A 26,763-nucleotide genomic window follows, 5' to 3' on the forward strand; every position below is an offset into this window, starting at 1 on the left:
TCTATTTTAAAACCTAAAAAAAAAGTATTATGGCATTATTAAGTAAAAAAGCAATGAATTTCGCTTATGGTATGGGAGCGGCAGTGGTAATCGTTGGAGCTTTATTCAAAATTACTCACTTTGAGATTGGACCATTAACAGGAACAGTTATGCTTTCAGTAGGATTATTAACTGAAGCATTAATTTTTGCGCTTTCTGCTTTTGAACCAGTTGAAGACGAATTAGATTGGACTTTAGTTTACCCAGAATTAGCTAACGGACAAGCTAGAGAGAAAAAAGCTAAATCTGAAACTCCAACTGATGCACAAGGATTATTATCTCAAAAACTTGATTCATTATTAAAAGAAGCTAAAATTGACGGTGAATTAATGTCAAGTTTAGGAAACAGCATCAAAAACTTCGAATCTGCTGCTAAAGGAATTGCTCCAACTGTTGATTCTATCGCTTCTACTAAAAAATATGGTGAAGAATTATCATTGGCTGCTGCTCAAATGGAATCATTAAACAGTTTATATAAAGTACAGTTAGAAAGCGCTTCTAGAAACGCTGAAGCTAACAAAGAAATCGCTGAAAACGCTTCTAAATTAAAAGAACAAATGGCGTCTATGACTGCAAACATTGCTTCTTTAAACAGTGTTTACGGTGGTATGCTTTCTGCAATGAGTAACAAAGGATAATTAGTTTTTAACTAAATATTAAATTTTATTAATAAAGAACTAATTAGAAAAAAATGGCAGGAGGAAAATTAACCCCTAGACAGAAGATGATCAACCTGATGTATCTGGTTTTCATCGCAATGTTAGCAATGAACGTATCAAAAGAAGTTATTTCTGCTTTTGGTTTGATGAATGAAAAGTTTGAAGCTGCAAATACTTCATCAGTAACAACAAATACTTCTTTGCTTCAATCATTAGATCAGAAAGCTGCTGAAGCAAAAGGTGAATTCGCTATTGCTGCAGTTACTGCTCACAAAGTTGAAACTATTTCTAAAGAATTTTATGATTATATCGGAAGCTTAAAAGCTCAATCTATCAAAGGTTTCGAAGTTGAAAAAGAAACTGGAAAATTACCTTACGAGGCAATGGATAGAGGTGATAATATCGACGACTGGTTTACAGGAGACGGTTACACTAAAAAAGGTAACGAAATTATCGCTAAAATCGAAAAATATAAAGCGGACATGAAAGCTGCTTTAAGTGATAAAAAATATGGTCCAATTATCGCAGAGATTGAAAAGAAATTTGATGTTTCTGACGTGAAAAACAAAGAAGGTATAAAAGAAAAATACTTAGCTTACCACTTTAAAGGGTTCCCTGCAATTGCATCAGCTGCAAAGCTTTCAGCTTGGCAAAATGACGTTAAAAAAGCAGAAACTGACGTTTACAACAGTGCATTAGGAAAAGCTGCAGTTGCTGCTGCTTCTTACAGCAACTACCAAGCGATTGTTGTTTTAGACAAAAACGCTTACTTCCAAGGAGAAAAAGTTACTGGTAAAGTTGTTTTAGGTCGTTATGATGAAAACACTACACCTACTTCATTCCAAGGTCCTGGACAAATTGTTAACGGACAAGCTGTTATCTCTTTAACTGCAGGTGGAGTTGGAGAACAAGACATCAACGGACAATTTACTTTCTTAGAAGATGGTAAAAACATTCCTTTGAAATTCTCTGGAAAATATGTTGTAGTTCCTAGACCAAACGCTGCTACAATTTCTGCAGATAAAATGAACGTTGTATATAGAGGTGTTGTTAACCCAATCTCTGTATCTTTCGCTGGTGTTGATGCTAACAAAATTGTTGCTAGTGCGCCAGGTTTAGCTTCTGCTGGAAAACCAGGAAAATATAACATGAGCCCAGGTCAAGGTACTGAAACTACAATTTCTGTAACTGGTACATTGCCAAACGGTGATAAAGTAACTGATAAGAAAACATTTAGAATTAAAGGTATTCCTGGTCCAACAGGAACAATCAGAGGAGAAATGGGAGTTGTTAAAGGTCCTAAATCTAACTTAGAGATTGCTACTATTGGTGCTAAACTTCTTGATTTTGATTTTGAAGTTGGTTTAGATGTTGTTGGATTCAATATGAAAATTGCTGGACAGCCTACAGTTGTTGTTACAGGAAACAAAATGAATGCACAATGTAAACAAGTACTTTCAAGAGCAGGTAAAGGAGACCAAGTTACTATTTCTGAAATTAAAACTAAACTTGTTGGAGCTGGTAGTTATTTATTGCCAAGAACTGCTCCAGTAATTTACGAAATACAATAATAAAGGTAGTGTAAACTACATTCAATATCTTATAACGATACCACGATGAAAGTAAGAAATTTTTTAATAGCTATTGTTTCTATCGCTGGAGGTTTTGCTTCTAATGCGCAATCTAATTTGCTTAACGCTAAAACTCCTGCTCAGATCGGACTTAAAACTCCTGCTCAATTAATATCTGATAATGATAAGCCATTGGCTTACGGTTACGTAGATGATAGAGATATTTTGATGGGGAAAACTACATGGGAAATCATTGATTTGAATGAAAAAATTAACTTTCCATTATATTTTCCGGTAGATACAGCTAATATTGGTCCTAACAGACGTTCTTTATATGACGTCCTTACTAAGGCTATTAAAGGTGGGAAAGTAACTGAAGTATATACTGATAGTTATTTCAATACTAAAAAATCTATGAAAGATATCGAAGGATCATTATCTCGTATTGATACAACAGATGCTGGTAGAGAGTTAATCAACCAATATCCAGACGACTACAAATCACGTGTTGTGAAGAAAAAAGTAGTTACTGGTAGCGGTAAAAACAAAAAGGTTAATTATGTTGAAGAAACAGTTGGACCATCAAGAACAGTTCCTGCTGAATATATCTTGAAACAAGACCTTACTGCTGCAGATGTTACTCAGTATAAAATTAAAGGATACTGGTATTTTGACAAACGTCAAAGTGAATTGAAATATCGTTTACTAGGAATTTGTCCTGTAACTCCTGACGTTTATACAATGAATAGTGATGAAAAGGATTATATTGAATTGTTTTGGGTATTCTTCCCAAATTCTAGAGAAGCATTGCATGAAGCAAAAGCTTTCAATGATAACAACTCAGCTCTTCCGATTTCATTTGATCAGATTTTAAATTCTAGACGTTTTAATGCTGTTGTTTACAAAGAGGAAAATCTTTATGGAGACAGAGCAATTAGCGACTACATGAAAGACAACGCTCAAAATCAGTTGTTAGAATCTGAAAGAGTGAAAGAAAAAATTCGCAATTTCGAACAAGATATGTGGAACTACTAAGTTGATACATAACAAAATATCTGAAAAACTCTTACTACCTTTGTAGTAAGAGTTTTTTTTATGTGGATAAAACAGAATTAGATTGTAGCTTTTGCGAGAATAACTTCGGCAAGTAAAAATAATTTTATTTATGTAAGAAAAATAAAGCAATATTTTTAATAAAATTTCGTTTAATGTCTTGTAAAAGTTATCATGATGAAAGTAAGAAATTTTTTAGTTGTTATTGTTACTGTTGCTTCAAGCTTTGCTTCTAACGCACAGTCTAATTTACTTAATGCCAAAACTGCTGACCAAATTGGCATGAAGACACCCGCTCAGATGATATCTGATAATGATAAGCCACTAGCTTATGGTTATGTAGATGATCGCGATATTTTAATGGGAAAAACAGTTTGGGAAATTATTGACCTGAATGAGAAAATTAATTTTCCATTGTATTTTCCTGTAGACACTGCAAACATTGGTGCAGATAGACGTTCTCTTTATGATGTCTTAACCAAGGGGATAAAAAATGGTAGAATAACTGAAGTGTATGCGGATAGTTATTTTAATACCAAAAAATCTTTGAAAGATATAGAAGGAGCATTATCACGTGTTGATACAACAGATGGCGGTCGAGAACTTATCAATCAATATCCGGACGATTATAGATCGCGCGTCGTTAAAAAGAAAGTGGTTACTGGTTTCGGTAAAAACAAAAAAGTAAACTACGTTGAAGAAACGGTTGGACCAAAAAGAACAGTTCCGGCTGAATACATTTTAAAGCAAGATCTTACATCTGCTGATGTAAGTCAGTATAAAATTAAAGGATACTGGTATTTTGATAAGAGACAAAGTGAATTGAAATATCGTTTGCTTGGTATATGTCCCGTAACTCCTGATGTCTACACGATGAATAGTGACGAGAAAGATTATATTGAGTTATTCTGGGTTTTCTTCCCCAATGCGCGTGAAGTCTTGCACGAGGCAAAAGCTTTCAACGATCAAAACTCGGCACTTCCTATTTCATTTGACCAGATTTTGAATTCGAGAAGATTCAATGCGATTATTTACAGAGAAGAAAATATGTATGGTGATCGTGATATTAAAGATTACATGAAAGACAATGCTCAGAATCAGTTGTTAGAATCTGAGAGAGTAAAAGAGAAGATTCGTAATTTTGAAGAAGATATGTGGAATTACTAAGTTCTCAAACGACATTATAAGAAAAACTCTTGCTACCTTTGTAGTAAGAGTTTTTTTATTTTATCTATACACTGCACAATGCTTGATTATTTAATCGTCGGATCTGGTTTGGCTGGAATTTCTTTCGCTGAAGTTGCCCTTAAAAACAATAAAACTATTTTACTTGTTGATAATAAATCGCAGCATTCTTCTAGAGTTGCTGGCGGTCTGTATAATCCTGTCATTTTAAAACGCTTTAGTGAAGTTTGGAAAGCACAAGAACAGTTGGTTTTAATGAATGATTTTTACAATCAGATTGAGGATAAATTGAAAGAAAAATTCAATTTTAAAATGCCGGTTTTGAGAAAGTTCTTTTCAATTGAAGAACAAAATAACTGGTTCGCAGCTTCTGATAAAATAAACTTAGCTCCTTTTTTGTCAACTAAATTAATTACCCAAAAATATAAAAGTATTGATTCTCCTTACGATTACGGAGAAGTCTTGCATACGGGATATGTAAATACTGCTTTACTTCTTGACACTTATCGGGAATATTTACTTCAGAATGATTTGTTACTCGAAGAATCTTTTGACAGCGCTCTTATCGAATTTTTAGACTCTGGAATTCAATATAAAAACATTCAAGCGCGTCATATCATTTTTGCAGAAGGTTTTGGAATGCATAAAAATCCTTTTTTCAATTATCTTCCGTTAGACGGTACAAAAGGAGAATTGTTTATAATAAAAGCACCTGATTTAAATCTGGATGTAATTGTAAACACGAGCGTTTTTATTTTACCTCTTGGCGACAATTTATTTAAAGTTGGTGCAACTTATAATTGGCAAGACAAAACCGATATACCAACAGAGGAAGGAAAACAAGAACTTTTAGACCGCATAAAAGAAATTATTACATGCGATTTTGAAATCGTTAAGCATTTTGGCGGAGTGCGTCCAACGGTTTCAGATAGAAGACCTTTACTTGGAACTCACGAAGTTTATAAATCTCTTCATATCTTAAATGGATTAGGAACTCGTGGCGTAATGCTTGGTCCAGCGATGGCAAAAGCATTATACGATCATATTGAAAATAATATTCCGCTAGATCGTGAAGCCGATATTAAGCGATTCCATAAAAGATACTTGAAAAGTCTTAGTTCTCACCAGCCTTAGGATCATAAGAAACAAACATATTAATATATAAGTTTCTTGAGAGACGAAGCACAAAAGGGAATAAAACAACTAAAGTCAAAATAATTGCAATAAAAGCTTGCTCGATTGTTGCTCCAAAAAAGACAAAAGAAACAATAAAAGCAGCAATTCCAACAGCAACATTTAATCCGTAGCTTACATACATGGCGCCATAAAAAAAAGATGGTTCAATTTGATATTTGAATCCGCAATGGCTGCAATTATCATTCATTTTTAGAACTTTACTCAAATGAAGCGGGTTTTTGTCTTCATACATGCTTTCTTTTTGGCATTTAGGACAACTTCCTGTTAAAATGCTATTTAGTTTCGATCCTTTTTTTAACATTTGCAAAAATTTTATCAAAGGTACATTTTTACACCTTTATTTCTTGTAACAACAGTCACAAATTATGCTTAATATACACAATCTTTCGGTTTCTTTTGGAGGAACATATTTATTTGAAGAAGTTACTTTCCGTCTAGGAGCCGGAGACCGAGTTGGTCTTGTTGGTAAAAACGGAGCAGGTAAATCTACAATGCTAAAAATGCTAGCAGGAGATTTTAAACCAGACTCAGGAGTTATTTCTCAAGAGAAAGATATCAGAATGGGTTTTCTACGTCAGGATATTGATTTTGAACAAGGAAGAACCGTTTTGGAAGAAGCATATGAAGCTTTTACAGAGATTAAAGTTGTAGAGAAAAAACTGGAAGAAATCAATCATCAATTGGTTACTAGAACCGATTATGAAAGTGAAGAATACGGGCAAATCATTGAAGATTTATCTGATTACACACATCGTTTTGAACTTCTTGGAGGTTATAATTATGTGGGAGACACAGAGAAAATTCTTTTGGGTCTAGGTTTTAAAAGAGAAGTTTTCAATAACCAAACAGAAACGTTCTCTGGAGGATGGAGAATGCGTATCGAGCTTGCAAAACTGTTATTACAATCAAATGATGTATTGCTTCTGGATGAGCCTACTAACCACTTAGATATCGAAAGTATCATTTGGTTAGAAAATTTCCTTCGTAATTATCCTGGAGTTGTCGTAATTGTATCTCACGATAAAATGTTCTTGGATAATGTAACGAATAGAACAATCGAAATTTCGTTAGGGAAAGCCTATGACTTCAATAAACCATATTCTCAATATTTAGAACTGCGCCATGAAATTCGCGAAAAGCAATTAGCTACTCAAAAGAATCAGCAGAAAAAGATTGAAGAAACAGAAAAATTAATCGAGAAATTCCGTGCAAAAGCTTCAAAAGCTTCGATGGCGCAATCGTTGATTAAAAAATTAGATAAAGTAGAAAGAATCGAAGTTGACGAAGATGATAACTCAGTAATGAATATCTCGTTTCCAGTTTCAAAAGAACCAGGAAAAGTGGTTATTGAAGCTGAACATGTAACGAAAGCTTACGGAGACAAAACGATTCTGAAAGATATTAGTTTACTGGTTGAAAGAGGAAGTAAAATTGCTTTTGTTGGACAAAACGGACAAGGAAAATCTACTTTCATTAAAGCTCTTGTAAACGAATTTGAATACCAAGGAAATATCAAATTAGGACATAATGTACAATTAGGATATTTTGCTCAAAATCAAGCTGAATATTTAGACGGAGAAATTACTTTGCTTCAAACAATGGAAGATGCGGCGACTGATACAAATCGTATGAAGGTGCGTGATATGTTAGGTTCGTTTTTGTTCCGTGGAGATGATGTGGAGAAAAAAGTGAAAGTGCTTTCTGGAGGTGAACGTAACCGTTTGGCACTTTGTAAATTGCTGTTACAGCCCATTAACGTCTTGCTAATGGATGAGCCTACGAACCACTTAGATATTAAATCTAAAAACGTTTTAAAAGCGGCCCTTCAAAAATTCGGTGGAACTTTACTATTAGTTTCTCACGACAGGGATTTTCTTCAAGGAATGTCAAATATCGTTTATGAATTTAAAGATCAGAAGATTAAAGAATATTTAGGAGACATCAACTTTTTCTTGGAACAGCGTAATTTGGAAAACATGCGCGAGGTTGAGAAAAAAGATGTTGTAAAAGCAGCGGCTCCAAAAGAAAAAGAGGTTGCTAAAATATCTTATGAAGACCAGAAGAAAACAAAAGCACTTCAAAATAGATTAAGTAAAATCGAAAGCCAGATTCAGCAATTGGAAAAACAAATTCAGCATGACGATAAAATGTTGGAAACCAATTATGACAAGCATATCGAAGACGCTTCGTTCTTTACAGCTTATAATAAAAAGAAAGAAGATTTAGAACAATTATTAATCGATTGGGAAGTTGTTTCGGAAGAGATTGATAGTTTTAATGCGTAGTTTTTAGTCGCAGTCGCGGTTTACAGTCTCAGTGGGACTTATATTAAAAACCTTTGTCAAAGTTTAATCCTTTGACAAAGGTTTTTAATTTTCTGACAATCCAAATTAAAGCATGTATAAGTGACTGAAAACTGCGACTGTGACTTATAACTAGAAAAACTACTTAATAATCCCAATCGATCTAGAATGTTCAATTGCTTTACTGCTTTCTTTAAAATAGCAAACGGACACATTCAGACTTTCTAAATTATTTAAAATCTTTATTACTTCTTTTTTCTGATTTTTGCCAGTTTGCCTAATGTAAACTGCAATTACTGTTACAGGAAATATTTTGCAGATTCTTTCGTACAACATTGGATCGTGTTGAGAATCATCGCCCATTAAAACATATTTTAAAGTCGGATAAAATTCTACAACATGTCTTATTTTTTCGAATTTATGATCGTGATTTCCTCTTCCGCTCATGAAGAAATCGGTAATTCCTCTTTTGATATCTTTTAGCAGAAAAACCGCTTTTGGCAATTTATTAATTCGGGTAAATTTGGCAATAAATCGATACAAATTCCATTCGCTGCTCGAGATGTAGAAAAAAGCGTTTACTTCTTCTACATTATCTCTTCCAGCAGAACTTAACGCTTGGTAGTGTGGCACAACATCTTTGAAAACTTTTCGGTCATTTACATTTCTAAATAATAAAATATAAAGTTTTCGAAAGAAATTGTTCGTATGCGAAATCAAAAAAGTATCATCAATATCCGATATAATACCAAGTTTTCCTTTGTGAGGCCTTATAAAACTGCCTTCGCAAGTTACGGTCTGGTTTTTATATTTTAAACTGACTTCGTAAGGCATCCATCCAAAATGAGTTTCTTTTTCTAGTGGAATACAGAAATTAAAATAACCATCATCGAGTGTTTTGGTATGAATTACTTCATTGTTGTAATGCAAATAAACATCAAAATTTTTAATGGTTTTTATTCTGAACAATTTGAGAATCGAAGTAGCATTTTTTAATTTTTTTCTCTCAAAATTGTACTTGTTTTCTCTTTTTAAAACGTGTCCCATTACAATTAACTCTTGCTCATTTGCATAACCTCGATATAATTGTAGAATTGGTTTCATTAATTACGTATATTTATGTAACTGTAATTTACTCAATTTTAATTGGTTTTAAAAATAAAATTTTGAAAAAGAATATTCTGTTTGTTGTAAATCCTATTTCTGGAGACTTGGATAAATCTGATTTGATTGATGCTGTTCAAGAATTTGCGACAACCAATCATTTCGATTTAGAAGTTTATGAAACAACTGGAAAGAATGATTTAAGAGCGATACAATATTTATACGATGAATATCTGCCAGAACGAATTATTGTTGCTGGAGGCGACGGAACGATAAAGATGGTAGCTGAGGCAATGGAAGATCAAGATGTTGTAATCGGGATTTTGCCTGCAGGATCAGCAAACGGACTTTCAGTAGACTTAAATCTTCCTCCAGGAATAGAGGAGAACCTTAAAATAGCGTTTTTGCACCATTATATCGAAATGGATATGATTTGCATCAACGGCAAAAAAAGCATCCATTTAAGCGACCTTGGATTGAATGCCAATTTGGTAAAGAATTACGAGCAAAGCGATATTCGTGGCTTCTGGGGATATGCATTGCAGGCTTTTACAACACTCAAAGAATCTGAAGAACCTTTTGTAGCTACTATTTCGGCAAATAATAAAACAGTGGAACATATTGCAAGAATGATCGTTATTGCCAATTCGCAGAAATATGGAACGGGTGTAATTATAAATCCAAATGGTTCTATGAATGATGGAAAGTTTGAATTGGTAATTTTAAAAAGCCTTGATTTGCTTTTAATTGGAAAAATTATCACAGGAAATATGCCAATTGATTCAGATGATATTGTGATTATTTCGACAGATAAAGCTGAAATAAAAACTGATTATCCCGTTAATTTTCAAATTGATGGGGAATATTGCGGAGCACAGACTTCTTTAGAAATTGATATTTTGCATAAACAAATGAAAATTGCTGTTCCGTGATTGTGATTGATGCTTTATTGAAGAAATATTGGTGTTGAATTATGTCGCTCCGCTGGAGCTTTTTGTTTTATAGCTAATTTTTCTATAAATATGTCGCTCTTCCAGAGCTATAGAAAGCTCCATTAGGAGCGAAATATTTGTAGAAAATATTTGATTCACAAATCATAAAAGCTCCAGCGGAGCGACACATTTTTATTTAAACGGATTTCTCTCCTGCCATTCCGTTTTTGGTTCCAAATAATTGAAAAATCTCGAAATGTTATGATTGATTAAAGCATTGCTATGTGTGATTAAACCATACATTTTAACTGGTTTTGCTCCAACCGAACTTTTAATTTCAAGAGCTGTTCTGGCAAAAACAATTTCTTTGAAACCTTTCTTAATAGAATAAGCAATCATATCGTAGAGCATATTTAAATACAGCATTTTTTCGCGCTGAACACTTTCGTCGTAACCAAGAAAATAAGTATCCATGACATCGCCATTTTTGATTAAAGTATTGAAACCAATTAATTTTTCGTCTAAGAAATATCCATAAAGAAGAAAGTTTTCTCCCATTATTTCTTTAAAAAAGCTAAAATGATTTCGTGCTAGAAAAAAAGTATTGAAAGGCGCATTTTTTGCAACATGAAAATACAAGTCGTAAATCACATCTTCATACTGTTTAATGTCAGAAAGTGACATTTGCTGTTTTACAATTCCTTCCGATTTTTTACGTGCACGTTTGTATTGATCGCGATATTTTTTAGATAAAGCATCGATATAATCTTGTTCTAATTTCCAGTTTTCATTGATTTCGAAAACCATATTTGGCTGGGTAGAAAACGTATAATTGTTTTTAAATTCAGCTTGAAGAGGTTCGATTTCTTTTGCCGTAAAATCTTTAATACTCGTAATGTGTACTTTCTTTCCGCTTTCTTTTAAGTCTTTTTTTAGCTGATTAATAGCTTTATGAAGTATTTTGACAGCTTTAGATTCTTTGACGTCTTTGTCAAAAATAAAAGCATTTTGCCCTGTAAGCATATTATTTCCAATAAACAAAACATGCGAAGCAAAATTCTTTAAAGCAAAATTACGTACAGAAGTTTTTAAGCATTTATCACGCTCCCCGAAAGATTCGAGTTTTTCAGCAAATAAGAATTGAGTCAAAACAATCCCAATTAGTTTTTCTTCTTCAAAAAGACCGATAAAATGACAAGTCATGTTTACTGGACAAGAGTTTTCCAGTACTTCGAGATATTCTCGTGTCAAAAAAATGTTATTTGTTGCCAGCGAGTTCCATTCTAAAGGCAGTAATGAAGCGCTTTTGTAAATCTGGAAAGAATATGTTGTATTCAAAAGAGTCAGCTAATTTCTTCAAAATTAGATAATATTTATAATAACTTATGGGGTTTAAGCTATTATTAAGAAAACCCGCCTGAAATTTAGTTTTCAAACGGGTTTATATATGAATTTTATTAAGCGAATCCGCAGATGATTCCGCCCATAAGAGTTAAGGTTAGCATCCAATATCCAGCATGAATGAAAATATATTTCCAAGATTTTCTTTCGAACAAACCATTGATTCCGATAATTGGAAATGCGAAAAATAATCCAGACATAAATCCGTGAAGTGCTCCGTGTTTAAAAGTTCTATATGCCATTCCGTAATCTGCCATAAAAGCGGCAAAAGAAGGTTTTGCGCTTTCGATCAAAGGCGGTCCGCCAACCATTCCGATTGCTCCAGACTGATGAATGGTTAACGACATTAAAGTCATTGTAATCATTAAAGAAAAAATGTACGTTAATCCGAAGATTTTAAGCATGTTTCCTTTTCGTAACTCTTCTTGAGTGAAATTGTTTTCTCTCATCCAGATCGTTCCGAATACTTTTGGGTTGTACCAAATAAAGCCAGTTACCAATGTTACAATTGCGGCAAGAAACAATGCAGCGAAGTTAATTTCCATAATATGAGGTTTTTAGAATTAGTTGATCAAATGTAATCAAAAATAAAATAGAATTTAGAAATATTAAAAGTAGTATAAATCTTTCAAGATAATTTTTTATCAACACTTTGCCGAGAGATAGTGCATTTTATCTGCGAAATGTATAATTTAGGCGACAGATTAAGTTGCAAAATCGATTATGAAAGTTTTAGTTATTTTTCTTTATACATTTCTGTTTTCGCTAAGTGTGCTGGCAGATACTGTTTCGGACAAAGAAAAAGAGGCGCTCATACAATTGTATCATGCAACAAATGGATCACAGTGGAAAAAGAAATGGGATTTAAGTTTGTCTGTTTCAACTTGGTACGGTGTTCGAGCTGAAAATGGAAAAGTCATTGCATTGGATTTGGCCAACAATAATTTGCAGGGAAAATTGCCTGAAGCTTTTTTTGATCTTGTCAATTTAGAAACCGTAAATCTTGAAAAGAATAAAATTGAAGGGAATTTGTCTTCTTCTGTTTTTAATTTAAAAGAATTAGAAACGCTTAATATTTCAGATAACAGATTGTCAGGAATGATTCCATCTTCGATTTGCCAATTGAGTAAATTGAAAGATTTGGAGCTTTTTGCGAATAAAATTTCAGGAGAACTTCCATCAGAAATTGGAAAATTAAATCAGTTAGAAATCTTAGCCGTTTTCAATAATGAAATTCAAGGAAAATTGCCTGTTTCGATTTATAAGATTTCAGGTTTAAAAGTGCTTTTGTTGAACAATAATAAGTTATGCGGAAGTTTGACAGAAGAAATAAGTAACTTTACAGCTTTGCAGAATTTAAGCTTATTTGACAATAATTTTAATGGCGGAGTTCCGAAAGCAATTGAAAAACTTGTAAATCTGTCCGAATTAAATCTTTCGTACAATAAATTTACAGGAGAAGTTTCAAAGAAAACAGCATTGTTAGATGCTTTGAATATGACAATGATAGACGAAAATGGAAATCCGTTTTTATTAGAAATAAACCAAGAAAATAAATTACAATAGTTTACCCAAAATTAATCGATGCTTATGAATGAATTTTACACTCGTTAAACAAGTTGATTAAATATATTTAGTTAATTGCCAAAACCGTAATTCGTTACGGTTTTCTGGTTTCTAGACCTTTCGTTTCACAAAAAATAACATTTAATTTAGACTTTATTTTGTTATGTTTGTCTAAAAATTTTATAACTTTAATATCCGTTTAAAAAGCAAAAGCTGAGTCATCAGCGCCTATTACTAATCACTTAATAAGCAAAAATTATGACACTACAATATCAAGGTGAACAATACGGAAAGCCAACAACCTTTACCATCAGAATTATTGGTAATAACTTATCAAAAAGTAGTTCAAATTATCAAATTGATCTTTTGGTTGGCGATAAAAAAGTACCAACTTTTACAAGTGAAATTCACCAAAGTCTTTCTAATTGTTTAAAAGAAATTTACTTGTTCAGAAAACATAACGGAATCAAATTCAATGAATCAACTGAGAAGATCGTTTCGCTTTATGTTCCTTACGATAAAGTTTTGTACAATTACAATAAATATGCTTTGTTTAGAGCATAATTTTTCTCAAAACATGAAATTAAAAAAGACCATTTGAAAAAATGGTCTTTTTTGTTATCTGATTATTTTTAAATAAGCACTATAAATATCTTCTTTTAGAGAAGTTCGCATATAATATACGTTTTCGTCTTTTTCCTTTAAATCAAACTGAATTAAACCTGCATCACAATAGTAATACAATAAGTTGTCATCATTTGGAAATTCAATATTTGAAACAGGCAAAGTGGTTAATTTTAACTCATATGCGATTTCACCATTTGATAAATCCAATTCAAAAAGTTTCTTTTTACGGGTATATCCCCAAAGATTGTCATTTTCTCTTGTAATGTATTCGATATTGTCACCATTAATATCGGTTTTCCACAACTGAGTTCCTGTTTTTGAATCTACAGCATAAATAGAAGTAGTTGTTGAACCTTGCGTAGCAAAATAGATGTTTTTGTCTTTACTAACTATACGTTCCTTGCTATTGTATTGATTTTCATCAAATTTAAATTGCCATACAACATCAAGTTGAGGGCTTAGAGCAAAAAGCGTGTTTTTTTCGCTTGTAATAAATACATTTTCGCCATCAGTTATAGGTTGTCCGCTCATTACTTCCTCGAAGGTTTTTTGGTTAAGGACTTTTCCTGTATTTGCATCAAAACTATAAACATTCATTCCGCTTTGCGTGAAAATTTTGTTGCCAAAAAACAAAGGCGGAATGTCGTTAGTTGGAGTTTCAAATTTGTAGCTCCATGCTAAACTTCCGTCTTTTATATTAAGCGCATATAGATTACTGCTTTGATTCTGATTTTGAGCCGTTATATACAATTTTCCATTTTGTATAATTGGAGTTTGATCTTTTAAAACAATCTGATCGGTAACATTTCCTAATCTCGATTTCCAGAAAATATCTCCAGTTTGATTGTCTACTGCTAGAATTTCGCCATTTATAAATGGAACATATACAACACCATCAGCTATTGTTACTTTATTGGCACACATTTCAGTAAAAGAGTCGGCTGCTTTTACAGTCCAGACGATTGATTCAGATTCTAAATCGTATGAAAAAAGAGAACCATCATAATCATAAATTAAGATTGACGCTTCATCTAAAGAAACTTTTTTAAGCGGACGAAGGGATTTGTTAACGACTGTTTCTGCCTTAGTGTTAGAAACAGTTTTATCTGGTTTTGCAGCTGCAGGCACCTGTCCGAACATATCTAGAACAGCAAATACAAGTAAAAAAGTTATTAGTTGTCTTTTCATTTTTAAGATTTAGGTTTTATAATGTGATTTGAGGCAATTATTTGAGCTGAAAAATATAACTATTTAACGTAAAAAAGATAGATTAAATATTAGCAAAGTGTTTTATTTTTTAATGTTTTACGATCAAAAAAAATGAAACTGATGCAAGTGTCAAATATAGAAAAAAAATAGATGAGAGTTATGAAGAATGCATGCCAGGAAAATATGTTGTAAGGAGATTTAGAGTTGTTTCATAGATCGTTTTTCTCCTCACTTTTGCAACTAACCAAGATAAGAAACTCATAATAAAAATATCTTTAGGCCCGTTTTGTGCTGAGATTATAAAATCTTCTATTTCTTTTTGGAACTTTTGAGTTTGTATAATTTCGGGTTTCATAACATATTGTTCTGCAAACAAAAGATATTGAACAACACGTTCTTCGTCTACCGTTAAAAGATATTTTTTATAACGTCGTTTAAAACTTTTTATTCTAGATAATGCTAGTTCTGTGTTTTCTTGCTGTGCATGTAAAAGAATCTCGACAAGACATTTTTTTATTGTCCAATCCATTCCCATTTTTTTTTCGTACCAGTTATCTGTATGATTTAATTTTGCCATTTCTTTTACGGCATTACGTCCAGCATTTTGCTGAATGTAAAAAACGATAAGCATAAGCCGAATGTCATTGCTGTCGTTTGGATCTGCTTTTTTGTTGGAAGAAAGTGCTTTTTCAGCAATTTCTATTGCTTTTTGCGAATGTCCAAGATAATTTTCATTGAAAGCCAATAATAAAAAATAGCGAAGGCAGAAACGCTGATAATATTTGCCAGATTGTTTCTGAAGTTCTGTAAACATCAAATCAAGATAACTCAAAGATTCAGTAAACTGGCCATTTCTAAAATAGAAATTAGCTATAAAATACAAGATGTAAATATGATAATATAAATGCCTATCCGTCAAATCGTTTTTCCTGCTAATGAACCGATAACTTTTGAGAACAAAAGGTTGTATAAGCGCGTAATTGTTATTTATGGAAGCATATTCATTGGCAATAAATAAAATTTGATACAGTGATTTAAAAGTCAATCCTTGTTTTAATGATATTCCATTTGTCTCAATAGTGCTTTTTATGAGAGCCTGAAAATCGACTATTCGGCCTTCGTGATAAATAGCAGCAAGTTCCCTACGCAATACAGCATAACCTAAATTAAGCTGTTCCTCATATTCGAGCTTTTTTTTGTTCGATTTAAACTTCTGTATTATTTTTTCGATTGGTTCCGAAAGATTGAAATGAGCAAATTGAATCTGAGTCAGATAGATTTCGTTAAGAAGACTAAAATGTTCTATGCTTAATGCAATCTCTTCGGCTTTTGCCAGACATTTGAAAGCTGTTTTTGTCAATTTATGTTCAAAGAATAAACGGCTTACTACAATAAGACGAAGTACTGCATTTTCTTGCGAAGTATCATTTTCAAAACTTCGATTAGCCATGAAATCAATCATGTTGTCGTAAAGTCTTTTTCTTAGCGCATGATACGCATCAGCGCTTTTTTTATCTTTTGTAATATTTTTTGTAATTTTTATATCGTCAGTTTTTAAAGAATTGAATAATTCTATATTTCCTGTATCTTTTCGTTTGTTCTTTTTTGATAGATAATGTATGAATGCCTTTTTTTCAGTTTCATTCATCATATTTGCTATTTCTTGAAGTGCATTCATAAGTGCGATTTTATCAGGATAAAAATAGTAAAATGTATTTTTATATCGTCAGTTTTGTAAATAAATTGACTTTTACAACTTCTATTTCATTCGGACATTTGCTTCATAATTATAAAACATAAAATTATGGAACCGCTAAAATCAAATGAATCAAACAACAATTCAGAATCAAAAAATGCAAGATTAAACAATGCTTATCCTTTAAAGCCAAGCACCGCTTTCGTTGGTGCATCCTGGATGACGTTAATTATAGGTATGACCGCATATTGTATTGGTCTTTATAATTCGGCAATGGCTTACAATGAAAAAGGATATTATTTTACCATTCTTCTTTTTGGACTTTTCTCAGTAATATCAGTTCAAAAAAGTGTAAGAGATAGACTAGAAGGTATTCCCGTAACCGATTTGTATTATAGTATAAGTTGGTTTAGTACGATTGCTTCGATCGTATTATTAATAATTGGTCTTTGGAATGCCGATTTACTTCTAAGCGAAAAAGGATTTTTCGGAATGTCATTTGTGTTAGGATTGTTTTCTGCACTTGCTGTACAAAAAAACACCAGAGATCTTAAGCAATTTGAATCGACTACAATATAGTTTTTAGCGGGCCTCATTACTGTTGCAGAATTGCGCAGTTTTGAGGTTTTCTAAACTTGATTTAAAAACACCATTTCTAAAAAGTGGTGTTTTTTCATTTATCAAAATTCCAAACTATTTGTGGACAATGATCAAGAAATTTTTTTTGCGAAAAATTAAATCTATGTTAAATAAGCAGCTTTATTTCAATATTAATTTTGAAATTTGTGAAATGTCTAATTAACAACAAGATAGTATGGAAACACAGATTATAGAACTGGAGAAAAAATACTGGCACGGAGTTGAAAATCATGATTATGAAACGGTAAAAAACTTGACACTGTTTCCTTGTATAGTTGCCGGAAAAAATGGTATTCAAAGTGTCAGCGAGACTGATTTCAAAAATATGTTCGACTCTGGGCAGACCAATAAAATAAAAGTGCTGAACATTTATGATGTAAAAGAAAAGCTAATTGCCGAAAATACTGCCGTAATCGGATATGGTCTTGATTTTGAAATATTAGATCAAAATCTAAAAGAACCTATAAAATGTGTCTGCACATCCACTTGGATTAAAGAAAATAACAAATGGGCATGTGTGATGCATACGGAAACAGAACTCGAAAAAAAATAGTTGTATAGAGGGAATAGTTTAGAAAATAAAAAAGCTTTGGAGTAATCTGAAGCTTAAATAATGAATCTTGAGTTAATAAATGGAAAGTTTAACAATTAAGCAAATAGTTATTAAATATTCGGTTTTGATATGTTTGGTCATTTCCGTGATTTTGATAGCAATAGCAACCTTATTTTACCCAGGTGGATCATTGCTGGACAAAAACTCTATAGGATTTAGTTGGTCAAAAAATTTCATAAGCAACTTGTTTGCGGAAAAAGCTATAAATGGGTCAGAAAATCCTGGCAGGATTTGGGCAATTATTGGAATGGCATTCCAGTCTATTGGTTATGGAGTCTTTTTTATCAATATGTCTAAAAAAATCGATTCAGGGCAATGGAGTAGTATTTTAAAATTTATAGGATTTGCCAATGTATTGTTTATTTTTTTAATTGCAACTCCCTTACATGACTTAGGGACAATATCGATCATTTTAACATTGTTTGGTTTATTTACCATTACTATATTTATTTTAAAGTCAAAGCTTCATTTGCTTAAATTTTGCTGTATTATCTGCTTATTGACTTTTTACTGTTTCTTTTTCCTATTTGGGTTTGGTTATTTGGGTTTAGCCGTTATCATGCAGAAAGTATATAATGCAAGCTCGATCCTTTTAATTTTAGGCTTAGAGTATTTTACCAAATATGAAGATTTTGTAGAAATTAAATCGCGAAGACAAAAAATATAAGAAACGAACGGCCTCGCTCAAGAACACGTAGAAAATAAAAAAAAGCTCCAGATTTCTCTGAAGCTTTTATCTTGTAGCGGGAAGCATTCAATTATCTAACCAATTTTTTAAAGATTTTTATGCGATTTTTGCAATTGCATGTTGATTTCAATTTTCAAGTACTTTACTTAAAAATGTATATCCATTATCTTGTAATTTACCTATCATTGTCTTGCTCTAATGATGTGTTAATAATTGTCTCAACAGCTAAAATTTTTTTCGGCATCTCAGATTAAATAAATTCTTTAATTTCTACCATTTTCTCTAACGAAATTTTAAATAGTGGTGTTGTCATATGTATATTCTTTATATTAAGTAATATTATCCATGGATGACTAATTGCTTTGCTTTAGATATGCAGAAAGATAAATTGAATTGCCAATTGCATGCGAGATTATTTCAAAAGTTTAAAAAGAACCTAAACCTGTTGCTATTCTCAATAAACTCAAATGTATTTTATAGGCAGATCAGTTGGCTCTTATTCTTCGAGCTGGCGATGAATCCCGATTATTAAAGGCAAGATGCATGTAGGAAGTTTTAAAACTATCCTCCCTTATTTTTCAACTTCTTATAAAGCTGAATTTTCATATGATTCGGTGCGAAGTAAATCTTATGTTGCAGAGGAGAGCGATAAGGAAATTGCCATTAAAATTTTGGAGCGGATTATTAAGCATATAAAAGAATACTAAAGAATTAAAACTTTTAGAATTGTTTTACAGTCATTTGCACACTTTATTCTAAAAAAAGTGCCTTAGAAATAAGCATTTCATCATATTAGGCATAGTCTGGGACCTTTTCTTAAAAAAATAGATAAAAATGCGAATCTTAAACTAGTTATGATTAAGTAATTTCAACACAAAAAAAAATATTTTTTTTGTGTTTTTTCCTTCAAATAAATTGTTAATTAATTTTTTTATAATTAATCTTGCGGTCAAATTGACCATATCCTCCTTTTTGTGTTTAAACTTTTAATAATAATTATATTATGAAAAAAATATTTACAGTTATAATCTTCTTTGTATTTACTATATGTAATGCGCAGCAGAAAATAAATTTTACATATGATGCTGCGGGCAATCAAATTATTCGAGCTTTATGTATAAGTGGCTGTACGGGAAAGCCCGCAAAAGAAATTAAAGAAATTGAAGCTCTCGTAGAAGAAGATATGGAAAAATTCTATCCTGAAGATGCTATTTCATATTATCCTAATCCTGTAAAAGAAGAATTATTTCTTAAATGGTTACTTTCTTCAGATAACTATGTTAGTTCAATAAATATTATCTCTGTAACAGGTGAAGTATTAAAGCAATATCAGATTCCCTCAGATACTGATACTCAAAATATACCTTTTCAACAATATTCAACAGGTTTTTATATTGTACTTCTTAAGTATAATAATGGAGAACAAAAATCTATCAAAATTATTAAAAACTAATTTATGAAGAACCTTTACTTTACATTTATATTTATATTTCTTAATTTATCAGTTACGGCACAAAGTCCTACAGGATCTTCTACAGAAGTTGGAAAAACTTCAGGTAATTTATCGGTTTCTTTAACAGGTGCTGCTAATTATACCGTACCAATTGAAGTGCCTCCTGGAATAAATGGGGTAATACCAAAAATTAGTTTATCATATAATAGCCAAGGAGGAATTGGAATTGCAGGATATGGTTGGAATATAGCGGGAGTTTCTTCAATTACAAGAATTTCGGCGACAAAATTTCATGATGGGATAATTGATCCAATTGACTTTGATAATTTGGATCGATTTGCTATAGATGGCCAAAGATTAATTGTTAAAAATGGGACTACTGGTATTTACGGTGCAAATGGCACCGTTTATGAAACTGAAAATTATTCAAATGTTAAGGTCACTTCTTACGGCACTCATCCGAGTGGTGCAAAATATGGACCCGCTTATTTTTTAGTTGAATATCCAGATGGATCAAAAGCATATTATGGAAATTCTTTAGATTCTAGGTCTATTGCAAGCTGGTCTGTTACAAATTGGGATAATCCCCAAGGAGTCCGCATAAGTTATGCTTATTCATCAACTGGTAATACTCTTAATGTTACTTCCATAAAGTATGGAGCTATAACAACAGGACTTCCAATCAATGAAATTAAGTTTGTCTATAAAAATAGAACAAAGCAAGATCAGATGTATATTGGAGGGGAGACTATAATTAGAAGTAATATTTTAAGTGAGATTAATGTTTTAAGTAGTACTTCTGGTTTCAGAAACTATTTGTTAGAACATGACTTAATTTCAAATAGGTATGAGAGATTAATTAGTATCACAGAAAAAAATGGTGATAAGACTAAAAGCTATAATCCTGTAATATTTACTTATGATACTACAGCGGACAATATAATATACACACCGTCAACATCATTAATACCATCTAATGTATTGGCAGATACTTACACAATCACGGGTGATTTTGATGGAAATGGAAGGACAGATATTGTTCCATATTCAAATGACTCAACTTCAGTAAATTTTAAAAATAAATTTTGGGTTTGCACCAATCTTGACTCGCAAGCCTTAAGTAAAAACTGGCAGGTAAATTGTGGTGCTTTTGATGATATAGTGGTTACAACCTGGTTGACGGCAAATAATCAAATCTCTCCCTTAAAAGGAATTACTGTTGTTCAAACTCAGTCAGGTACACAGACAGTTTCTTTTAATACTTATGCCCTTTCAGCCAATGCTATAACACTTCAATATTCGAAACAGGCTAATTTTTCAGCTATGCCTGATATACCATCAAAATGTTCTAAAAAATATATAAGGGGAGATTTTAATGGAGATGGTCTTAGTGATTTATTGGTCTTCCAGCAAGATGATAACAATATGGATGGTGTGGATTATAAAAATGCTTTTTTTATTGACCTTGATAGACGCAAGACAACAAATTTCAGTTATAATCTAGGCAGTCTTGTTTCAACAATATATAAAAATGGAGTTTCGGGAGATAGAATAGAAACAGGTGATGTTAATGGGGATGGTAAAACAGATGTTTTGCATTTCTATGAGGGAAGAGTTATTGTTTATAGTTTAAGTGATAATAATCAATTGATTGTACTTTATGATTTTTCTAGTCCTGAAATAATTCCTGCCTCTGTAATTATTGGAGATTTTAATGGAGATAAGAAAACAGATTTTTTTGCTTTTAACCCAGATGGAACAACAATCAAAGGTGTAAGATTTATGTCAACAGGGAACACGTTTCAGAAAATATTAGACAATCTCTATTTTTACCCTACAAATGCTTTACGTAGCAGGACTGCACAAGATGTTGATAATGATGGTAAAACTGATATAGTAGAAATATATAATAGTTATAATTCACAGGGATTATTTATTCTTTTTCGAATCTTTAAGAGTAACGGACAGGGATTTGAATCTGCTATAGAAAAAAGTTTTGTATATGCCTCTTATTATCTTGGCGCAGAAACTCAATCTTTTCCTCTGTTTTATGAATCAGCCAATCCTAATTACGGTTTTGAAATTGTAACGAAAAGAGCAGGTGCTTACAATTATTTTCAATTTGCCAAAAATATTAAAAGCGATGCTACATTGAACAAGATTCAATTTGGCAATGGTAGATTTAGCGAGATTAAATATAACTCACTTCAGCAAAATTCTTCATCAAATATTTATACAAATATTTATACGCCAGTTATCAATCTTGACACGTATCCCAATTTAAATATTCTTATAGCTCCCAATTTTAAAGTGGTGTCTCAAATATCGGAGTCAGGTGTAGATGGCTCCATTACTAATATTTTTGCATATTACGGAGCTACGAGTAATGTAGAGGGCTTAGGATTTTTAGGTTTTAAAGAAACTATGAAAACCGATGGGATCTATTTATTATCTAATGCAATTTCAAATATTTCCAAATTTGATATGTCTTTAAGAGGGGCTAACATTGAAAATTATAGTGTTAAAGGAATAGTTAGCCCTACAGGTGTAACTCCTTCAACTTTTATTTCAAAATCAACTCTAAGTTATAATTCCCTTTCTGACGCATTACAAAGTAATAAGGTGTTTAAGCTGAAAAATGCTAGTATTAAAAACTCTAATAGTTTGTATAATACTAATGATGAGACTACTATTGATTATGATCAATATAATAATCCAGTAAAAACAACAACAGATACGAAAGAAAACTCTACTATTGTTCAAACATCAATTAATACAATATCCTATAATCTTGTTTCTTCATCGCCTTACATTGTGGGTAGGCCTTCTGGTAAAGTACAAAGCATATCACTACCGGGAGTTAATAGTACATCAAGTGAAGAGGCTTATTTGTACAATTCCAACCAACTTCTTTCTCAGGTAAAGAAAAAAGGTGATGCAACTACAAATTATGTTTACCAAGATAATTCTTATGATGGATTTGGGAATATTACACAGAAAAAGATAACGGCGGGGACAGATATTAGGACCAGTAATTACAATTACGATTCTACAGGCAGGTTTTTAATAAGTACAACTGATCCGGAGGGGGTAATTACTTCAGCTGAATACAATTCTAATGGGACTTTAAAATCAGAAACCAATGCATTAGGGCAAAAAACGTCTTATGAATACGATTCATGGCTAAAAAAAGTGAAAGTAACTGATTATCTTCAAAAGAATACTTTAATAAGTTATATAAATAATGGATTGACGTCACTTATTAGGACTACTAGTGATAATGGAAAACGTACAGAAGAACAATTTGATACGAGAGGTTTGAAGCTTTATTCTTTTGAAAATGATCTAAATGATGTAATGACCGGTATAAACTATACTTATGATACTTTTGGAAGAATTTCTATAATAAGTGAGCCTGGTTTATCATCGTCAAATATTAATAGGTTTACTTATGATATGTATGGTAGAATAATAAAAAAAGAACTTTACACTGGAAAAATAATTGATATTACTTACAATGGACTAACTACAATTGAGAATGATGGTGTTAAATCAAAATCAACTACAAAGAACGCAATTGGGAATGTTGTCTCTATGACCGATACACCTGGAGGCACTGTGAATTATACTTATTATGCTAATGGAAATTTAAAAGAATCTAATTATGGTGGAGTAAAAACGACCTTAATTCAAGATGGTTGGGGAAGGAAAACGCAGCTTAATGACCCTTCAGCGGGTATTTATAAATATACATATAATGATTTCAATGAAGTTATTAAAGAAGAAACGCCCAACGGATTAGTAAGTTATAATATAAGCAGTCTTGGAAGATTGAATAGTAAAACAATTACTGATCCAATAGCAGGCAAAACCAATAGCAATACTGTTTATACTTATGATAGCAATAAGCAATTAACAAAATCTGAGTTTACTGATGCTATATCGAATATGACAATAACAACATTGTATAGCTATGATGATAAAAAAAGGTTGAACCAAGTTACAGAAACAAATTCCATTGGTTCAGTTTTTACAAAAAATATTACGTTTGACTCCTTTGGGAGACCAGATATATTAACCGATACTGCACAATTAGGAAGCAGTAGTATAGTAAAAACTCAAAAGACATATAAAAATGGTTATTTATGGCAGATAAAAGATTATCCTAATACCAAAATTCTTTGGGAAAATAAGGGGACAAATCTTAGAGGGCAACTTGTAAGTGCTACCTTAGGAAATGGAATTTCAGTGTCTAATGTATATGACAGTTACGGATATGTTAATAAAATGCAGCATGATTTAGGTACTACTAATATAATGAAACATGAAACCAATTTCGATGCTTTAAGAGGTAATTTATTAAATAGAAATAATAGTTTTTTTGGTCTTAAAGAGACATTTGATTATGATGAATTAGACAGGCTAACCGCCACAGCTAAGGATGATATCTTTATGAACTATAACTTTAATAGCGGAAGTTCTACCGAAGGTTTTACCTCTGATGGAGGGGCAACTACAAATGTTTCAGGTTCTGCATTATCTACCCAAGCTACAGCAGCGGGATCAGGAGTTAAAAATACATTGGCTATTGGTGCATCGATAGGTGATAAAATATCTTTAAGTTTTAATCTGCAAAAGGTATTGGGTTCTGATGTCTTAAATGTTTACATACAAGAGCAAGACCCCAGTACAGGAGTAATTGTTAAATATTTGAAAACAGCCTTAAACACTTCTTCAGGACTAATCTCTTTTACCCATACAGTTACGCAAAATACAACCATAATTTTAAAGATAGAGAAAGCCACTACCTCTGGACTAAACGTTTTTATAATTGATAATGTTGTAGGAACAAAACCGGTTAAAATCAAACAGGATTATGATAATCGTGGAAAAATACTTAAAAATGCAATAGGCGATTATAATTACTTGGATGTAGACCCACAAAAATTGTATAGAAACACGTCAGTTACTTTGACACCTGAAGCTTTAATTTACTATCAAGGCAGACAAACGCAAAACATAACTTATAATGCTTTCAAAAGCCCTATACTGATTGATGAATTAGGAATTGATAAAGTAAGTTTCCTCTACAATGATAATAATGCCAGAAGTGTAATGTTTTTAGGTGGTACACAAAGTGATCGATTACTGAGGAAATATAGAAAATATTATTCAGCCTTCGGTAATATGGAAATAAAACAGGATATTACTAACGGTGCTTTAGAATTTGTAACCTACATTGGCGGGAATCCATATACGGCACCTTTGTTGGTTAAAAGTAATGGCTCTGTACCTAATTACTTATATTTGCACCGAGATTATCAAGGATCAATATTAGCCATTACAAATCAAGCGGGTGCAGTAGTCGAAAAACGCCTTTTTGATGCTTGGGGAGAAATAATAAAAGTTCAGGACGGGGTAGGTAATGCTTTAGCAGCTCTGACAGTCTTAGACAGAGGGTATACTGGGCATGAACATTTGCAGACTGTGGGCTTAATTAACATGAATGGCCGACTGTATGATAATAAACTTCATCGTTTCTTACAACCGGACAATAATGTTCAAAATCCAGCTAATACTCAGAATTTTAATCGATATGCCTATTGTCTTAATAACCCAACAAGTTATACAGATCCAACAGGAGAGAATTATGATGATGATGATCCTGAATTAGGTTATGATTATATAGATGGTACTGAATGGCTCGATAGGTATGGAAGATGGATTTATAACAAAGAACTCCAAACATGGATTGGACAGAATGGAGCTTCTGATATATTTAATGCTATTGCATTAAATGAAGTCCTTATTCCTGCAAGTACTCCTGCTTCTGCTAAAAATGGTTTTTATGGAACAGGTTTAACAGCATATTCAACCGATAACACTTGGGGTTTAAGCGGTTATAATTTTGGGGGGAATTATGAAAATCAAGGAGGATTGAGTGCCAATTTTGATGTTTCTGGATTTAAAGCAGATTTCGGCAACTATTCCGGCCAAGGATATTTAGATCTTAGGGCAAAAGTTACTGGTGTTGAAGGAACTGCAAGTATAGGTTACGGAAACGAAATACTAAAGCAAACAGTTACAGCTTCTGGAGCCATATTTTCTGCAGAAGCAAATTTAAAAGGTTCAACTTTACTTGGTAAAGATGGAAAATATGGTATAAATTCAGGATTTGATCTTGGTGCTTACGCTGCTAAGGGAGATATAACGGGAGAGGCAAAAATATTAGGAGCAACATTTGGTTATACGGTGGGCGGGTCATTTGCTTCAGCTCATGCAGGAGGTGAAATAGATGCCCATTGGAACAATCAAACCGGTGTCCTTCATGTATCAGGCTTAGAACATGCTGGATTTGGCTTAGGAGAGTTAGCAGGAATAAAAGTAGCACTTCCAGTGCGAGCTTGGTACTACTTTTTCCTTGAATAAAAGAGTTAAAAATTAAACATTCAATAAACAATTATGACATTTTTTGTATTCTTCTTTATCATTCTTAACAGTGTAATTTATTTCTTAATACATAAAAAAGAATCTTTAAAGCATCAGTGGATAATTATGATTTCACTATTTATATTTATTAATATTATTGTTAAATGCTATAATCGTTTCTGGCTCGATAAGGTAATAAATGGATTTGGATTTTTCATTCTTTTACTTTTTAGTTTGGCTATACCTATTCTTAATTTGATAAAACGAAACAATAAAAATATTTTGGAAAACGCTTTCAAGAAGAACAATATTCTTTCTAATTTAAATTTTAATATTTTTAATTACGTTATACTTGTTACGATCTTGGTGACTGTTTTTCAGATTTATATGCTGCTAACC

General features: G+C 32.1%; 20 protein-coding genes. 14 read left to right on the plus strand and 6 right to left on the minus strand.

Going from position 1 to position 26,763, the window contains the following annotated elements; all coding sequences use genetic code 11:
* Positions 1-29 precede the first annotated feature (29 nt).
* The 5 genes from porL (at position 30) to DM444_RS05465 (ending at position 5,641) form a co-directional block, all read left to right on the plus strand.
* Complete coding sequence (gene porL / locus DM444_RS05445; protein WP_111284758.1) at positions 30-677, plus strand: type IX secretion system motor protein PorL/GldL; 648 nt, start codon at positions 30-32, stop codon at positions 675-677.
* A gap of 53 nt (positions 678-730) precedes the next feature.
* Positions 731-2,269, plus strand: coding sequence for a type IX secretion system motor protein PorM/GldM (porM, locus tag DM444_RS05450; RefSeq protein WP_111284760.1), 1,539 nt, complete (start codon positions 731-733; stop codon positions 2,267-2,269).
* A gap of 45 nt (positions 2,270-2,314) precedes the next feature.
* Positions 2,315-3,304: a type IX secretion system ring subunit PorN/GldN gene (porN, locus tag DM444_RS05455; protein WP_111284762.1), complete on the plus strand. Its 990-nt coding sequence runs from the start codon at positions 2,315-2,317 to the stop codon at positions 3,302-3,304.
* A gap of 195 nt (positions 3,305-3,499) precedes the next feature.
* The gene (gene porN / locus DM444_RS05460) at positions 3,500-4,489 is read left to right on the plus strand and encodes a type IX secretion system ring subunit PorN/GldN (RefSeq protein WP_111284817.1); all 990 of its coding nucleotides are present in this window, start codon (positions 3,500-3,502) and stop codon (positions 4,487-4,489) included.
* Between the two features lie 78 nt (positions 4,490-4,567).
* Positions 4,568-5,641 (plus strand): NAD(P)/FAD-dependent oxidoreductase, encoded by a 1,074-nt coding sequence (locus tag DM444_RS05465; protein ID WP_111284764.1) that lies wholly within the window; start codon positions 4,568-4,570, stop codon positions 5,639-5,641.
* Here DM444_RS05465 and DM444_RS05470 read toward each other — a convergent pair.
* Positions 5,622-6,005, minus strand: coding sequence for a DUF983 domain-containing protein (locus tag DM444_RS05470; protein ID WP_111284765.1), 384 nt, complete (start codon positions 6,003-6,005; stop codon positions 5,622-5,624). The genes DM444_RS05465 and DM444_RS05470 overlap by 20 nt on opposite strands.
* 64 nt (positions 6,006-6,069) lie before the next feature.
* On the opposite strand from DM444_RS05470, the gene DM444_RS05475 reads away from it, so the two are divergent.
* Complete coding sequence (locus tag DM444_RS05475; protein WP_111284766.1) at positions 6,070-7,989, plus strand: ABC-F family ATP-binding cassette domain-containing protein; 1,920 nt, start codon at positions 6,070-6,072, stop codon at positions 7,987-7,989.
* Between the two features lie 159 nt (positions 7,990-8,148).
* Here DM444_RS05475 and DM444_RS05480 read toward each other — a convergent pair whose 3' ends face one another.
* Positions 8,149-9,111, minus strand: coding sequence for an App1 family protein (locus DM444_RS05480; RefSeq protein ID WP_111284767.1), 963 nt, complete (start codon positions 9,109-9,111; stop codon positions 8,149-8,151).
* A 62-nt stretch (positions 9,112-9,173) separates the two neighbouring features.
* On the opposite strand from DM444_RS05480, the gene DM444_RS05485 reads away from it, so the two are divergent.
* Positions 9,174-10,043: a diacylglycerol/lipid kinase family protein gene (locus DM444_RS05485; protein WP_111284818.1), complete on the plus strand. Its 870-nt coding sequence runs from the start codon at positions 9,174-9,176 to the stop codon at positions 10,041-10,043.
* A gap of 192 nt (positions 10,044-10,235) precedes the next feature.
* Here the strand turns inward: DM444_RS05485 and DM444_RS05490 are convergent, their stop codons facing one another.
* Both DM444_RS05490 and DM444_RS05495 read right to left on the minus strand, forming a co-directional pair.
* Entirely contained in the window at positions 10,236-11,381 is a 1,146-nt protein-coding gene (locus DM444_RS05490; RefSeq protein WP_111284768.1) for a GNAT family N-acetyltransferase, read from the minus strand.
* Between the two features lie 119 nt (positions 11,382-11,500).
* Positions 11,501-11,989 carry a DUF1761 domain-containing protein gene (locus DM444_RS05495; RefSeq protein ID WP_111284769.1) on the minus strand — a complete coding sequence of 163 codons (489 nt, stop codon included), beginning with the start codon at positions 11,987-11,989 and terminating at the stop codon, positions 11,501-11,503.
* Between the two features lie 178 nt (positions 11,990-12,167).
* Between DM444_RS05495 and DM444_RS05500 the strand changes: the two genes are divergently transcribed.
* Positions 12,168-13,010, plus strand: a complete 843-nt coding sequence (locus tag DM444_RS05500; protein WP_111284770.1) for a leucine-rich repeat domain-containing protein — start codon at positions 12,168-12,170, stop codon at positions 13,008-13,010.
* Between the two features lie 258 nt (positions 13,011-13,268).
* Positions 13,269-13,574: a hypothetical protein gene (locus DM444_RS05505; RefSeq protein WP_111284771.1), complete on the plus strand. Its 306-nt coding sequence runs from the start codon at positions 13,269-13,271 to the stop codon at positions 13,572-13,574.
* Positions 13,575-13,628: 54 nt separating this feature from the next.
* Here DM444_RS05505 and DM444_RS05510 read toward each other — a convergent pair whose 3' ends face one another.
* Together DM444_RS05510 and DM444_RS05515 are read right to left on the minus strand one after the other, a co-directional pair.
* Positions 13,629-14,825 (minus strand): outer membrane protein assembly factor BamB family protein, encoded by a 1,197-nt coding sequence (locus DM444_RS05510; RefSeq protein WP_111284772.1) that lies wholly within the window; start codon positions 14,823-14,825, stop codon positions 13,629-13,631.
* 178 nt (positions 14,826-15,003) lie between these two features.
* Complete coding sequence (locus tag DM444_RS05515) at positions 15,004-16,524, minus strand: hypothetical protein (RefSeq protein WP_111284773.1); 1,521 nt, start codon at positions 16,522-16,524, stop codon at positions 15,004-15,006.
* 126 nt (positions 16,525-16,650) lie between these two features.
* Between DM444_RS05515 and yiaA the strand changes: the two genes are divergently transcribed.
* The 5 genes from yiaA (at position 16,651) to DM444_RS05540 (ending at position 26,364) form a co-directional block, all read left to right on the plus strand.
* The gene (gene yiaA, locus DM444_RS05520; RefSeq protein WP_111284774.1) at positions 16,651-17,121 is read left to right on the plus strand and encodes an inner membrane protein YiaA; all 471 of its coding nucleotides are present in this window, start codon (positions 16,651-16,653) and stop codon (positions 17,119-17,121) included.
* A gap of 235 nt (positions 17,122-17,356) precedes the next feature.
* Complete coding sequence (locus DM444_RS05525; RefSeq protein ID WP_111284775.1) at positions 17,357-17,734, plus strand: DUF4440 domain-containing protein; 378 nt, start codon at positions 17,357-17,359, stop codon at positions 17,732-17,734.
* A gap of 79 nt (positions 17,735-17,813) precedes the next feature.
* Positions 17,814-18,461: a hypothetical protein gene (locus DM444_RS05530; RefSeq protein WP_111284777.1), complete on the plus strand. Its 648-nt coding sequence runs from the start codon at positions 17,814-17,816 to the stop codon at positions 18,459-18,461.
* Between the two features lie 1,024 nt (positions 18,462-19,485).
* On the plus strand, positions 19,486-19,935 hold the full coding sequence (locus tag DM444_RS05535) for a T9SS type A sorting domain-containing protein (RefSeq protein ID WP_111284779.1): 450 nt from the start codon (positions 19,486-19,488) through the stop codon (positions 19,933-19,935).
* A gap of 3 nt (positions 19,936-19,938) precedes the next feature.
* A complete protein-coding gene (locus DM444_RS05540) occupies positions 19,939-26,364 on the plus strand; it encodes an RHS repeat-associated core domain-containing protein (protein WP_111284781.1) in 6,426 nt (2,141 codons plus the stop codon).
* The last annotated feature ends 399 nt before the right edge of the window (positions 26,365-26,763 follow it).

The sequence above is a fragment of the Flavobacterium ginsenosidimutans genome, from assembly GCF_003254625.1.
Lineage (GTDB): Bacteria > Bacteroidota > Bacteroidia > Flavobacteriales > Flavobacteriaceae > Flavobacterium > Flavobacterium ginsenosidimutans.

What these genes read in the sequence shown, in the direction of transcription:
- porL (WP_111284758.1), top strand. Translation starts at nt 30, where the DNA reads ATGGCATTATTAAGTAAAAAAGCAATGAATTTCGCTTATGGTATGGGA.
- porM (WP_111284760.1), top strand. Translation starts at nt 731, where the DNA reads ATGGCAGGAGGAAAATTAACCCCTAGACAGAAGATGATCAACCTGATG.
- porN (WP_111284762.1), top strand. Translation starts at nt 2,315, where the DNA reads ATGAAAGTAAGAAATTTTTTAATAGCTATTGTTTCTATCGCTGGAGGT.
- porN (WP_111284817.1), top strand. Translation starts at nt 3,500, where the DNA reads ATGAAAGTAAGAAATTTTTTAGTTGTTATTGTTACTGTTGCTTCAAGC.
- DM444_RS05465 (WP_111284764.1), top strand. Translation starts at nt 4,568, where the DNA reads ATGCTTGATTATTTAATCGTCGGATCTGGTTTGGCTGGAATTTCTTTC.
- DM444_RS05470 (WP_111284765.1), bottom strand. Translation starts at nt 6,005, where the DNA reads ATGTTAAAAAAAGGATCGAAACTAAATAGCATTTTAACAGGAAGTTGT.
- DM444_RS05475 (WP_111284766.1), top strand. Translation starts at nt 6,070, where the DNA reads ATGCTTAATATACACAATCTTTCGGTTTCTTTTGGAGGAACATATTTA.
- DM444_RS05480 (WP_111284767.1), bottom strand. Translation starts at nt 9,111, where the DNA reads ATGAAACCAATTCTACAATTATATCGAGGTTATGCAAATGAGCAAGAG.
- DM444_RS05495 (WP_111284769.1), bottom strand. Translation starts at nt 11,989, where the DNA reads ATGGAAATTAACTTCGCTGCATTGTTTCTTGCCGCAATTGTAACATTG.
- DM444_RS05500 (WP_111284770.1), top strand. Translation starts at nt 12,168, where the DNA reads ATGAAAGTTTTAGTTATTTTTCTTTATACATTTCTGTTTTCGCTAAGT.
- DM444_RS05505 (WP_111284771.1), top strand. Translation starts at nt 13,269, where the DNA reads ATGACACTACAATATCAAGGTGAACAATACGGAAAGCCAACAACCTTT.
- DM444_RS05510 (WP_111284772.1), bottom strand. Translation starts at nt 14,825, where the DNA reads ATGAAAAGACAACTAATAACTTTTTTACTTGTATTTGCTGTTCTAGAT.
- DM444_RS05515 (WP_111284773.1), bottom strand. Translation starts at nt 16,524, where the DNA reads ATGAATGCACTTCAAGAAATAGCAAATATGATGAATGAAACTGAAAAA.
- yiaA (WP_111284774.1), top strand. Translation starts at nt 16,651, where the DNA reads ATGGAACCGCTAAAATCAAATGAATCAAACAACAATTCAGAATCAAAA.
- DM444_RS05525 (WP_111284775.1), top strand. Translation starts at nt 17,357, where the DNA reads ATGGAAACACAGATTATAGAACTGGAGAAAAAATACTGGCACGGAGTT.
- DM444_RS05530 (WP_111284777.1), top strand. Translation starts at nt 17,814, where the DNA reads ATGGAAAGTTTAACAATTAAGCAAATAGTTATTAAATATTCGGTTTTG.
- DM444_RS05535 (WP_111284779.1), top strand. Translation starts at nt 19,486, where the DNA reads ATGAAAAAAATATTTACAGTTATAATCTTCTTTGTATTTACTATATGT.
- DM444_RS05540 (WP_111284781.1), top strand. Translation starts at nt 19,939, where the DNA reads ATGAAGAACCTTTACTTTACATTTATATTTATATTTCTTAATTTATCA.